This window comes from Sphingobacterium daejeonense, from assembly GCF_901472535.1.
GTDB classification, from domain to species: domain Bacteria; phylum Bacteroidota; class Bacteroidia; order Sphingobacteriales; family Sphingobacteriaceae; genus Sphingobacterium; species Sphingobacterium daejeonense.
Genome location: NZ_LR590470.1, coordinates 899,820 through 912,916, shown reverse-complemented (window position 1 = coordinate 912,916; position 13,097 = coordinate 899,820). Strand labels below are relative to the sequence as shown.

Annotated in this window: 11 protein-coding genes; 6 read left to right on the top strand and 5 right to left on the bottom strand. The window is 39.8% G+C overall.

Going from position 1 to position 13,097, the window contains the following annotated elements; genetic code table 11:
• The first annotated feature begins 45 nt into the window (after nucleotides 1-45).
• Nucleotides 46-423, top strand: a complete 378-nt coding sequence (locus FGL31_RS04370; protein ID WP_138089820.1) for a hypothetical protein — start codon at nucleotides 46-48, stop codon at nucleotides 421-423.
• A 7-nt stretch (nucleotides 424-430) separates the two neighbouring features.
• Here FGL31_RS04370 and FGL31_RS04365 read toward each other — a convergent pair whose 3' ends face one another.
• Both FGL31_RS04365 and FGL31_RS04360 read right to left on the bottom strand, forming a co-directional pair.
• Nucleotides 431-1,108 carry an RteC domain-containing protein gene (locus tag FGL31_RS04365; protein ID WP_446677060.1) on the bottom strand — a complete coding sequence of 226 codons (678 nt, stop codon included), beginning with the start codon at nucleotides 1,106-1,108 and terminating at the stop codon, nucleotides 431-433.
• 56 nt (nucleotides 1,109-1,164) lie between these two features.
• Nucleotides 1,165-2,043: a site-specific integrase gene (locus tag FGL31_RS04360; RefSeq protein ID WP_262709228.1), complete on the bottom strand. Its 879-nt coding sequence runs from the start codon at nucleotides 2,041-2,043 to the stop codon at nucleotides 1,165-1,167.
• Nucleotides 2,044-2,483: 440 nt separating this feature from the next.
• On the opposite strand from FGL31_RS04360, the gene FGL31_RS04355 reads away from it, so the two are divergent.
• Nucleotides 2,484-2,915, top strand: a complete 432-nt coding sequence (locus FGL31_RS04355) for a MauE/DoxX family redox-associated membrane protein (RefSeq protein ID WP_232046262.1) — start codon at nucleotides 2,484-2,486, stop codon at nucleotides 2,913-2,915.
• Between the two features lie 100 nt (nucleotides 2,916-3,015).
• The gene (locus tag FGL31_RS04350) at nucleotides 3,016-3,330 is read left to right on the top strand and encodes a peptide ABC transporter substrate-binding protein (protein ID WP_138089819.1); all 315 of its coding nucleotides are present in this window, start codon (nucleotides 3,016-3,018) and stop codon (nucleotides 3,328-3,330) included.
• A 46-nt stretch (nucleotides 3,331-3,376) separates the two neighbouring features.
• Here the strand turns inward: FGL31_RS04350 and FGL31_RS04345 are convergent, their stop codons facing one another.
• From FGL31_RS04345 to FGL31_RS04335, 3 genes are read right to left on the bottom strand one after another with little or no spacing between them, the layout of a single operon-like run.
• Entirely contained in the window at nucleotides 3,377-4,726 is a 1,350-nt protein-coding gene (locus FGL31_RS04345; protein WP_138089818.1) for a RagB/SusD family nutrient uptake outer membrane protein, read from the bottom strand.
• Nucleotides 4,727-4,739: 13 nt separating this feature from the next.
• Entirely contained in the window at nucleotides 4,740-7,934 is a 3,195-nt protein-coding gene (locus FGL31_RS04340) for a SusC/RagA family TonB-linked outer membrane protein (RefSeq protein ID WP_138089817.1), read from the bottom strand.
• A 13-nt stretch (nucleotides 7,935-7,947) separates the two neighbouring features.
• A complete protein-coding gene (locus tag FGL31_RS04335; protein ID WP_232046261.1) occupies nucleotides 7,948-9,171 on the bottom strand; it encodes a TlpA family protein disulfide reductase in 1,224 nt (407 codons plus the stop codon).
• Nucleotides 9,172-9,864: 693 nt separating this feature from the next.
• Here FGL31_RS04335 and FGL31_RS04330 point away from each other — a divergent pair.
• The 3 genes from FGL31_RS04330 (at nucleotide 9,865) to FGL31_RS04325 (ending at nucleotide 11,969) form a co-directional block, all read left to right on the top strand.
• Nucleotides 9,865-10,188 (top strand): helix-turn-helix domain-containing protein, encoded by a 324-nt coding sequence (locus FGL31_RS04330; protein ID WP_138089815.1) that lies wholly within the window; start codon nucleotides 9,865-9,867, stop codon nucleotides 10,186-10,188.
• A gap of 217 nt (nucleotides 10,189-10,405) precedes the next feature.
• Nucleotides 10,406-10,762, top strand: coding sequence for a hypothetical protein (locus tag FGL31_RS24525; RefSeq protein WP_232046260.1), 357 nt, complete (start codon nucleotides 10,406-10,408; stop codon nucleotides 10,760-10,762).
• 97 nt (nucleotides 10,763-10,859) lie between these two features.
• Complete coding sequence (locus FGL31_RS04325) at nucleotides 10,860-11,969, top strand: Fic family protein (protein ID WP_232046259.1); 1,110 nt, start codon at nucleotides 10,860-10,862, stop codon at nucleotides 11,967-11,969.
• The last annotated feature ends 1,128 nt before the right edge of the window (nucleotides 11,970-13,097 follow it).

Here is a 13,097-nt window from a genome sequence, read left to right as displayed (position 1 = left end):
AAATGTCACAAAAGACGGCGTGGATATTCGTGTAAACCGTTTTTGGTGCAGGGCGAGGGAAATATCAAATACACCTACAATAACGGTCTGATGGCAAAAGACCCCGAAACTGCCGCAATGAATTTTTTGAGGGCTTTGGAAAAGCTGCTGGGCTTTGTAAAACAGGAACAGGAAAAAATCGCTGAAATACAGAAAGACCTGCCTATACTTCAGGAAGTGGTTAACGGTACGTGGTCTAAGGAAAGCCGATTGAGCGAACTTAAAACTGAATTGGCTTCCGTTGAACGAAAGATACAGTTGTCCATTACACCGGAAACGAAAGAAGAACCTAACGAACAAGCTGAAAAACAGAAAGAAGCCCCAGATAATTCGGAAAATATTATACGGACGAAAGGTGTTCATCTGCCTCGTGGCGTATTGTAATGGTCATTTACTTTTCGTCCTGTTCGTCCATTTTCTTTATCAGTGCTTCACACAGGCTGTCAAGGAATTTCGTTCGGTTTATCTTACGGGCTTTCAGTTCCATAAACGTATGGTAAAAATCGCCTAATTCAATATTAAAAGCATCTTCAAATCCTTTAGCAATTAATTTTATGTCTGTATTCCCACCGTTAAATACACCGTGGGAATACAGTGCATATATGAGTTCTGTAAGTGCTGTTTTGCTTGCTGTCCATTTCAATGAATTGTCCGAACTCTTTTTCACATTGATGTTATTCAGCCTGTCTTCCAAATAAACTTGTATCAGGTCATTGGCAATTATCTTGGCTACCTTATAGTCGTGCGAAGTAGAAAAGCGGTGGTCTGCTTCAAAATAAAAAGTGTCCAACCATAACCGTATATCGTGTTTCCCTCGCACAAAAAATTTCTCGTCAACAAAAGAATTATTGCTGCGGTAATACTTGTAAAAATCAATGTTATTATCAAAGAACCTCTTTAGCTTCTTCAGTTCTTTGGCAAAATATTTCTTGATGCGCTTATTTCCATAAGGTCTTCTCGTTTCTATTTTATAGATGGCATTATAGTAGATGAGCTTTGAAACGATAACTGGTTTTTGATACTTGAAAAAATGGATTTCTTCATCTATATTCTTAAACCCTCTTTTCAATACATATCCTTTTACATCGGAAAGGCATTTAATAATAAGGTTCCATCCTAATGTGTCTAATTTAGTTTGAAGACGTACAACCGAACATTGGAAGCAATATCTGATTTCTTTCTTCTGCTGATAATCCATTGATGACCGTCAAAGAAAGACTGGATATTGTTTCTGGTTAGTTTTTTAATATCCGCATAAGCAAGTCCGGTAAAACAACTGAAAATAAATAGATCTTTTACCAATTCGTATCGTGGGTGTGGTGGTACACACTTCATCAACTTTTCTACATCCTCTTTCAGAATATAACCTCGATCGGTTTCTTCCATACTGATTTCATAATCCTCAAAAGGATTATCACGTATCAAACCTTTTTTAATAGCCAGCTCCACCAAACTTAAAACAGGCATTGTGTAAACCCAAATCGTGTTATGGGAAGACTGCAAATCGTATCGAAGGTAAAAATCCAATTCACGGATAAAATCGCAAGTCAATTCTCGAAAAGACATATCATCACGATGGTAGCGTTCTTTTATAAACGTGCTAAGATGATTGTAAACCGTGATATACTTGTTGTAGGTGCTTTGTGAGCGTTCTCCTTTATCAACCAGTTTTTTAAATTCGATATTTTGATCGTTGAATACTTTAAGTATTGCATCGTCCATTACACCAACACCCAAAAACGATAATTTTACTTTTTGTGCCGTTGCAAAGCCCTCACGTTTCTGCATATCTTCATAAATCTTGTCAATGCGCCCACGAATGTTATCCAGTTTTTGGTTGATATTCAAAGCGATGACACTTTTACCCTGAACTCTTCCGTGTTTTAAATCCCAATTATTAGGATTGATTTCTAACTTTGTTCCCAAAGTTTTAGCTATTCCATCAATAGTAATACGTGCCATAATGGGGGCATTACCGTTCTTTTTCAGTTCGTTCTTTTTCAGATAGAAAAGAAGTTTGAACGTCGATTTTTTTTGTCTGCTCCATAACTTAAATGTTTAATGTTTAAAATTAAATTACATTGAGTTACAAGGAAATATAAAAAGAAGTGCAAAAAGCTGAAATATAACCGATTAAGTACTTTAGTTACCTTTTGTAATCGGTAACGAATTAGTAACCTAACTTTGTATTTTCACGTCCAAAACCAATCCGACACAGCGTTCCAAACTAAGACTACTGTTTTATAAAGTACTGTATAGCAACGGTTTTAACCGTTTTGCTTATCTTTGCTTTTTATTAATCTTTTTTCTCATAAATTGAAAAAATCGGTAAATTTTTAGCACACATTTGCTCAATTTTTACCGATTTTTTCTTTCTCACGCTTACCGCTTTGGTGAACTTTGTATCAAAGGATGGTGATAACCATCACTAAGATACAAAGACAATGGAAACAACAGCTACATATCAAAACCAACTCAAAAGAAAACGGATAACATTCAATATCGTTATCATTCTTTTGCTGCTCCTTTGGACACCTGTAAGCATCGACAAAATATCTGACTTTACTGCATTTAAAAGCGGTATCCTCCGTCAACCTTTTTCAGATAGTTTAGGGTACATCCTTATTTACACACTCCCGGTATTGGAGTTAATAATAGTGCTGGCGTTGATCATGGAAAAATATCGCAAAGTAGGTTTAATACTATCCACTGTATTAATGGCTGCTTTTACAGCTTATATCGCCGTGGCTCTTATGGGTGCATGGGAAAAATTGCCTTGCGGGTGCGGATCGGTGATAAGTGGCATGACTTGGATGCAACATTTTTTCTTCAATCTTTTATTCCTTTTTCTAAGTGGTTGGGGGCTTTATTTATAGTACAAATTGCGAGGTAGCAACGCCGGAGGCGAAGCTATCGAGGGCTCGTCTGCCAAAAGACATATAAAAAAGTATTCTTTAACATCAAAATTTTAATGCGATGAAAAAATTAAAAATGAACCTATTTGCTGTGGTGGCATTGGCAATTGCAGCAGTAACGATGTCCTTTACGGTAGTGAAAAATTTCAGTTTCGCAGGAGAAAAGTGGTTTGAGTACACGGATGAAACGGGAGATGGGGACACATCCAATCCTCAAAACTATGTGCTTACTCCAAGTGATGGCTTAAATCCGCCAGCGTGTCCCGAAGGAAATGATGAAATCTGTGCGGTTAAGGCTCAACCTGTGATGATTGGTGGTGAAGAACATCCCAATTTAGGTACTGTTATTGATGACAGAGAGAGAAAGGAGCAATAGCCTTTCAGTAAACCATTTGAACGAGTGTTAACAAGGCTGACCCTTGTTAACGCTCGTTTTGCTGCATACCGTTATTAAGTATCACACTATTGGGTATCGGTAGAACATATTTAAGGCTGTTAGGCTCTAATGTATATATCGTTCCATCAATATCTCTCGTTATCGTTTTTGCAAAACGGCTGTCTTTGTTCAATCTTCTCAAATCAGACCATCGCAAACCCCGCCATATTAATTCCTTTCTTCGCTCATCTAAAATAAACCTCAATACAGTTTCACTATTATCCGAACTGAAAGGAATAAACGTGCTATTATAGCGATTTTTTAATAGTTCGTTTATAGTCTGTAAGGCGGTGGTAATATTTCCTGCTCTTGCTTCACATTCAGCTTTTATCAGATAGATTTCGTTGGTTGAAATTCCTGCAAACCAACTTCCAGAATTACCATCGTAATTTCCCCTAAAAGAATAGTAGCCTGCTCTGCTCCTAAAGAATGCTGTTTTTCTAATATCATTTGCTTCATAGGTATTATATAGTTCGTTGTCAATTCTACCACGGGTCACGTTCATAACTTGTCGTCCAAAATCGTTAGCATGAAAAATCACCTCTACATTATATCGGGGTATTGGAAATGAAGTTGCCGAACCCATCGTTAATGTGTTATAATCAAGTAAGGCATCTGAATAGCTTAAACAAGTGTCTGCGTAAGACAATGCTTTCTCATAATCTTCCATTGATAAATAGATACGGGCTAATAGTCCATAAACGGCTTGCTTGGTTGGTGTCGTTTTATAAGGGCTATTGACGGATAGAAGTGTAGCAGCCCTGTTCAGGTCATTGATAATTTTTGAATAGGTTTCTTCAACCGATGAACGTACAGATTTCTCACCAATATCAGCTTTTAACCGCAGGGGTATACCTAAGTCTGTTCGCGAGGTATTTTTATCATAAGGTTTTGCCCATAATTGCGCAACATTATAAAATGCAAAAGAACGGAAAAACAATGCTTCTCCCTCTATTTGGTTTTTTTCTGCCGGAACAGGGTCGATTTTTTCCAACTGCTCCAAAATCAGATTGCACGAGTATATTGCTGCATACAGCATCGACCATTCGTTGGTTTCATCATCATTAAATACGTCATCTTTCCATATATAGATGTTTTTTGCAGTTAATGAGGTTATATTGTTCAGATTTTCTGTTTGTACAAATTGATTATCCGTAGCACCATCCTGAATTGTTGGATACCAGCTATTCATCCTCGATGTGTTGTACAATAACGCTCTTAGGTCTGCAACCGTGGTCGGTACAACGAGTGATTTATCCGGTTTAACGTCCAAATATTTTTCGCATCCTGAAAATGTGATTGTTGCAATCAGTAATATTATTATATAGCGTGTCATAGTTTCTAAATTTTTAAAAGCCTGCTCTTAAACCAAATGAAATAGTCCTTAACGGTGATAAATCTCCAAATTCGGGATCAACGTTATGTTTATCTGCTTTCCATATCGTGCCTAAATTGGTGGCATACATCAACACCTCCAATCGGTTCAATTTCCACTTGTTTTCCAGTGATTTAATTTGATAGCTAAGGTTGATGTCCTGTAAGCGTATATTGTCTCCCTTTGAAATCAATACTTCGGCACGTGGGTAAAAATAACCATCCCGATTGGCATCATTCGGATAGACCATTGACGGTACTTGGGTAATGGCTTCATCACCGGGCTTTTGCCATCTCAAATTGAAATCCGAATGCGAACCTGTACCATTAAATATTGCATTATAGAATACACTGTTTCTCCTGAAATAGAACCCTAATTTATAGCTTATATTGAATGATAGACTTAACCCTTTCCATGAAAATGTATTTCGTAAAGCACCAAAATGTGTAGGCGTGGCGGAACCGTAGTAAATGAGTTCTTCGGGTGTGGTTTCGTTACGGATTGCTGCGTAATCTTTGCTTACTTCGCCATGCAGGTAGCCCATAGGGTCGCCTGTTTCGGGGTCAAGACCAGCCCACCGTAAGGCAAAAATGGAATAGGCGGGTTTTCCAATGATGGGTGAAATAACCAATCCACTATTAAGATAATTGTTGAGGTCTCTTGTCTCGGCAAGATATTCCGTTATTTTAGTCTTTACGGTACTGTACAGCAAATCCGTCCGCCATTCAAAGGCTTTACGGATATTGACACTGTGTAATTGTATATCTATTCCGTTTCCGGTCATAGAAGCTGAATTTCCAAGATAGCTAAAGCCTCTGCTTGAAACGGGGTTTACCGCTCCCGTTGTTTGGTCGATAGGCATATAGCCGATGAGGTCGGTATTTTTCTTATGATAGTATTCGACCGTACCGCTTAGCCGCTGTTTTAAAACAGCAAAATCAAGCCCCACATTGAACTGCCCGTTCTTTTCCCAACGAAGATTTTCGTTCGGTGGATTGACTAATACACCATAAGGCGTATTTATTAAATTTCCACCATTGTAATAACGCATTGTGGGCAGAGCCGAAACATTGCGATTGAGGTTACCGCTATAACCGAAAGTCGTCCTTAGCTTCAACAGGTCAAGCCATGCGATATTGATAAACCGTTCATTCGTCAGATGCCAGCTACCGCCCACAGACCAAAGTGGGGTAAACCGTTGATTGCTCCTTACACCAAACAGATTTGAGCCATCTTGTCTTGCACTAATGTTAAGATTATAGCGGTTGTCAAACGTATAAGCCCAATTGGTAAAAAAGGATATAAACCTATCGTTGGCTTCGGATGTAAAATATGGATTTGGAATTTTTGCAATTCCCCCTATGGGACTGTACAAGGTATAATCAGTATCGTAATTAACTGCGACAGTCGTCAAAATATCAGGATTATAACCATATTGTGTAGACTGTGTTAGGGTGGTGGTTGCCTGACGAGCCTCTGCTCCAGCAAGACCTGTTAGCTGGTGCTTATTCCAAGTTTTGGAATAATTCAGTTGCAAACGGAGCGATTGCGACGTGAAGCCGTTTACTGTTTCATTAAGGATGTCGCCCAATGGTATAGCACGAGACAACTCACCATCTGTACCGACCTGCGTATAGCTATTAATCATATTACGGGTATAATACGATGCCATGCTCCGTATATTTTTACCTGTTCCTTGCGCATTTTCATATTGGTATTTGATTTCTGCATTTAGCCCTTTTCCAATGTCATAGTTCAATCCTGTATTCAGTATAAGGCTGTTTGTCTTCTGCCTATTATTGACAAGGTTTATTTCATCCAACGGGCGGTACTCCCAATTTAACAAGCCTTGTTCCTGTGTTTCTTGAATATAGTTTGACCGATAGTATCGTTCAATTGGCAAGGCGTTTCCATTTTCATCCGCAATTCGGGCATAGGGTATCGAAGAAAAACTGGTAGGTCTTCCTGAATCGTTTGAGGTATGCGTAAAAAACAATGCTGCATCCAAACTCAATTTTTTGGAAAGTCTGAATGTATTATCAGAACGCAAATTATACCTTTGATAGCCCCCATCTGTGGTGCTGGTATTGTCATCATAGCCACCGGAAAGATAATAGCTTACATTTTCGTTCTGCCCGCTTACGTTCAGGGAATATTGTTGGTTTAGCCCTTTCCTGTAAACGTATTTGTTCAACTCCCGGCGAATATCGTACTGTACCAATTCGTTAAGACTTTGTTGCAATGCGTCATCGCTTAGTAACCCTTGCTTATTTTTGTACATCAATTCCACAGCGGGGGATAAAGGGACATAGCCTAATTGTTCATTGGCATCATAGAAGTTATTGCCGAATAACATTTTTTCGACCTCGATGTAATCCTTAGATGATATGTAAGGCAACTGCATCATATCCGGTTTTTGGATAAAGGTCATGTTGCTGTTAAAAGATATAGTAGGCGGTTGGTTACGCTTGGCTTTCTTGGTGGTAATAACGATTACACCGTTTCCGGCTCTTACCCCCCATATAGAAGCTGCCGTAGCATCCTTTAGGATGGTAATATCTTCCACATCGTTTGGATTGATACTATTAATATCTCCCTCATAGGGAAAGTTGTTCAATATAATTAGCGGTTGCCTATCAGAAAATATAGTGCTTAAACCCCGGATGCTTATTTCTCTTGTATCTCCAAGCTGTCTGTTATCGAACATCACCGAACTGGCTATGCCATCCAATCGGCTCAATACATCGGTAGAGATTTGACGATTGAACAGTTCGTTGTTGATGTGGTCAAATGAGCCTGTGGCTCTTTCTTTGGGTATTTTTTGGATACCCGTAGAAACCACTACTTCACTTAATGTATTGCTTGCCGGATTTAGGCGCACCGTCAATGGGTTTTGCGGGGCAGTGGTAAGGACAAAGGTCGTGTCTATCAGCCCAACATAACTAACGCTAACCGCTAAAGGAAATGCTTTGTTTGTAAATTCAAAATCGCCGTTTTCATCGGTTTGTACCGTGTTATTCTGACTACGGTTTAACAGCTTGACCGTTGCGCCCGTTACGGGCTGACCATTTTCATTATTGACTACCTTGCCCCGTATGTTGGATATGCTTTGGGCGATGGTATTGGTCACTGAAAATAGTATGAGTAAAAAAGTAATTGTTCTTTTCATTGAGAAGTTTGGTTTATAGTTCAGAAATAACAAAAAAATCCAGCACTCTTTCTTCTTCCACGATGGTTATGCCGAATGGTTTAAGTTGCCTGTTAATAGCTTCAATGTCCTCAATTTTAGGTGGGATTTTTGGAATGGCTATTTTTTGGTCGGTAAAATCATTTATCAATGGGATATGCTGAATATCTTTATTTGTATTGTTTACCCAAGCTGAAAGGTATTGTAAGCCATCTTCGGGTTTATTAGGGATTATGGTCGTTTTCCCTATAATCTGAATGGCATAGCATTTTGTATTACGTTTTTCCATTCGCCCATTTATGCCAAAGTGATAATTGAGGTCAGCTTTTATCTTTTGTGGAAAGTACTTCAATGCCGATATTTGTGCGATCCATTCGTAGCAATACAAATCTTTTAAAAACCTTTTCTGTGAAACCGAAAACGGTTCTTGTAATTCCAGCTTTGTCCGGTTAAGCGGCATTGTTCGCAACTCTTTAAAGGCAAGGGTGTACATACGGCGAACGGAAGCATTGGTAGATAATACTCTAAAGGTGCTATCTTTATCGTTCACTTTTGATTGAGAATTGAGCGTAGGTATGCCTTTTATAAGCGGTGTAATAATACTCCTGTTGACGAAGAAATCAGCATCAGCACCATTATTGTTAAGTAGTAATGGAAGTGTGTCATCGTATGTTAGGTTGTCTTTTTTTTGTGCAATGCTGTTTGCCTCACCTTTCAATGCCAATGTAATGTTTTCCTTTGTTACATCGGATGAATGTGTAATGGCTTGTATTTCGCCGGATTTACTTATCCATACTTCATGGGGCAACATGGTATAAGGAAAATGGAATTTGTAAGTATTGTCATTAGTAACTGAAAATATATTTAGTGGAGAAAGTACCGTGTTCTTTTTTAGGAATGCCGTTATATCATTGGCTTTTTGGTCTGTTACGGGCAAAATAATAACATCGTCCTTAAACTCCTTTTCCAATTCGTGAAGTCTTGGTAGAGAAGCTACACAAGTACCGCACCACGTTGCCCAAAAGTCCAGGATGATTAACTTGTCCTTGTATTCGCTGAGCGTGATGGTTTCTTTTCCCTCGGGGTGGTTTACGACCTGCAATGGGGTATTCCAAAGGGCGTCGGGTATCGGGTCGCCGATATTGAGGGGCGTAATACTGTTGTTTGCAGTCCCCCGAACGGGAGACTGCGACCGGGCTGCCCCGGTACCAAACAACATGAAACAAAAAATTATAAAAAGGTGATTACCGGACACTCCCAGTGCAAAATGCCCATGAGTGGCAGGCTTAAATATTTGCTTTAGTTTGGGCCAAAGCACGGCCACGGCGTATAATAACGTCATTTTTCAGAATTGAATGGTTCATAATGCTGATTGATTAATCCTATGTAAAAAAGGGCGACGTTATTCTGGTGGGCAAATAAGGTTAAGTAAGAATAGTTTGTCAGGTTGAAAAAACAACAAAGCACCAGAGTAAACCATTATTAAATAGTCTACGTTCTGATGCTTTTTCCTTTTGACTGCTCCGCTCATAAGTTCGTCTTTTAAAACGAACTCCAAAGCACTAAGTCAAAAAGTGGATTGACTGCCGGCTTATCTTTGTAGCATAGGTTCTGGCGGAACCTTTACTCATCGTCTTGGGTCAACTTTCAGTGCCAACGGTCGTAAAACCGTGGAGCAATACATAGATAAAGCAAGCGTCAATCCTACCCAAGAAAATAATATTTTCTAAAGATAGGATAAATTGACGCATTACTCACATCCCGTATTGCTAAAACCGCCAGATCTTGCTACGAGAGTTCGTTATGGTCTCAATTTATTTTTTCTTATTTTAATTCTCTTTATATCAAATTCCAACAAAAAAATTTACTCATAACAAACATAAAATAAAAATATTAAAACTCATAGTATTTAGTGGAATTTTATTTAGTGGTATCTAAAAATTCTTTTTTGGTACTTTATTCCATGGCGACAAGTAATGACTATAATGAAATAGATTTGGAAATCGAAAAAAAGAAAATTGGGATAAGATTTCGACAAATCAGAAAAGACCTTGGGTATACAAGTCATGAAGCTTTTGCCTATGACCATGACTTAGACAGGTCTCAATATGGAAAAATTGAAACAGGAAAATTTAATTTAACATTACGAGTATTGGTAAGAGCTTTAAATGCTATTAAGTACTCTTTTTCTGAATTTTTCAACGAGGAATATGATAGTATTGAAGTTGACAATTAGCCTCTCAATTCATCAAGTGTAACTTTTGAAAAGAATTTATAAAACCGAAAGCCGAACATGAGGTTCGGCTTTTCTTTTGTATAATCGCCGATATTGCACGGTTTAATAAAAAGACAACAACAAAATTTAATAAAAAAATCACGACAATATTTACTAAATTTGCCACAGCAACGTTTAATAACAAGAGCACAGCAGTGTTTGATAAACGAATAACGATATGGCAACACCAAGAGAAAGATTTGTAGAAGCCTTAAAGTTTCTACAGCAATTGCAGGAAAAAGGAACAATAGGTATCCATACAGATGATCTACCCAATCGTAAGTACCGTGAAATCCTGACCAAGAATGGATTTATCCGGGAAGTCGCCAAGGGCTGGTATATCGCGACCGATCCGGAAGCTAAGGATGGCGAAACCACAGACTGGTATAGTTCGTATTGGGACTTTATCGCGGTATTCCTAAAGCATAGATACGGGAACGACTGGTGTCTCTCTGCCGATCAGTCCTTATTGCTCCATGCCGGTAACCAGTCTGTACCGCAGCAGTTACTTATCCGTTCTCCCCCACGGAAATAACCATCCAACTGCATTGCCGCACAATACATCTCTTTTCAATCTACGGGGAGAACTACCGTCCGCGGATCACCTCGTGGTGACCGATAATGGGATACGAATGTACAATCTACAGTCTGCTCTCATTTATAGCGCTGCGACCATCTATACGAGAAATGCAATAGATGCCCGCACTGCGTTGTCATTAATAAGGGATGCCTCCGAACTTCTACCCGTACTACTCGAAAATGGTCATACTACGCTGGCAGGACGACTGGCCGGAGCCTTCAGGAACATCAACAGAGAACGAGTTGCCGATCAGATCGTAGACACCTTTAAGCAAGCGGATTATGATATCCGCGAAGAAGATCCATTCGAAAGTAAAATCGATCTGAAATTACCTGCCCGCGAGCGATCCCCATACGCCACCCGTATCCGTCTGATGTGGGAGCAGATGCGAGAAGTGATCATACTGAACTTCCCTGCTTCGCCAGGGCTACCAGAAAGTAAGGAAGCTTTTCTAAAGGAGATTGACGATATCTACGTCACTGACGCCTACCATTCCCTATCCATAGAGCGCTACCGTGTAACGCCCGAGATGATTGAGAAAGTAAGTTCGGGAAAATGGGATACCAAAGAGAGTGAGGAGGATCGCAAACAGCGCGACGCAATGGCAGCGAGGGGCTACTATCAGGCATTCCAGTCTGTAAAGGAAAGTATTGCGGCGATATTGGACGGCGCAAATGCTGGAAGGCAGGTAGATATCGATCACTCCAAATGGTATCGACAACTTTTCGATCCGAGCGTGACAGCTGGTTTGTTGAAAGCTGCTGATCTGGCTGGATACCGTAACAATCAGGTTTATATCAGCAACTCCAAACACGTTCCCCTGAATGTAGACGCCATGCGAGATGTGATGCCGGTGTTGTTTGAATTGTTGGAAGAAGAAACGGAGGCATCTGTTAAGGCTGTTTTGGGGCATTTCATATTTGTATTCATTCACCCTTATATGGATGGCAACGGAAGAATGGCGCGTTTTCTAATGAACGCTATGCTTGCATCGGGTGGATATAAATGGACAGTGATCCCCGTGAAAAGACGGGATGATTATATGAAAGCACTCGAACAGGCCAGCGTCGAACAAAACATTGAACCCTTTGCAAAATTTATCGGATATCTGGTAGAAGAAAGCCTAAAGGGCAAAACGATTGCCGAACTACCAAAGAAATAAAAGGCCTGTTTCTTATAAACGTCATGGTATAATATGCCTTTTAAGTACGAAATGTCATATTATACTATGACTAATCGGGATATTAACCTGAATTTAAGGCCATGGTTAGAACACCAACCCACACGAACTTATAGCTGTCTCCGCTGAAACTCTTCGAGCAGCCCCCCGTTCTTCCAACATTTCCAATAGTGAGGCATACCACATGTAACTAAAATCCTTTTTCTTTCGCAAATCCGGAAGTTTAATATCCCATAATGTCTCCCAGCGTTTCCAATCCCATACGTCTGGCACGCTGGATAAATTCTACATCTGTCTGCAATTTGGTCAGGGATATATTTGAGGATGTCATTTGTCAATCTAAATTATTATGTGAAAATTAAAAATAAATATCCGTTTCACCACAAATTTAACAAACCAAATTCTAAATATGAAGTACACTTCATAACATGGCGGGCAATTATCTCGCAACTTCGTTGTGTGAAGAACATCCGCAACGACGATTTAATTAAGGCACTCGGCAGACGGGTCAGAGATCTGAGGTCAGAAAGGAAACTGACCATGGAGAAACTGGCCGAACTTCCGGTATTGACTACCGCCAACTTTCCTATATCGAATGGCCAGACCGATGCCAGCCTAAGTACACTACATGCCATATGTAAAGGTCTGGATATTTCCCTCTCTTTCTTAATGGATTCGGAATCCCTCCGATAAATTCCACTATCTTTAAATTCCCCAAAAACGTCATTTAATAGTATTTAAACCCACATTTTAGTGTAGGGGTGAAACGTTTCTTTCACCCCCCTTACACTGTTTTTGCGTTGCCCTGTTTTCGTGCTTTGTACCCTGAATGGGATGAAAAACCCATCGGGGAACATGAAGTATGGCAGGAGATAAACCCTCAGCCAACCTACCCAAACTTCCCCAATTTTTCTTGACCGATCCCAGCCCAAAACCCCTGTGGTTTTGAGCAACCGGATCATCGCCTGTCCTCAACAGACAGGTTACGCATTTGCCGCGAGGGCAGTGCTCGGACGCTCTTTGACATCGAGGGATGAAGCATTATCTCCTTAGAAGTGAGAAATTTTGCGAAGGTGAGGTTAAGCCGGACAACGGTGAGCACCAACATAC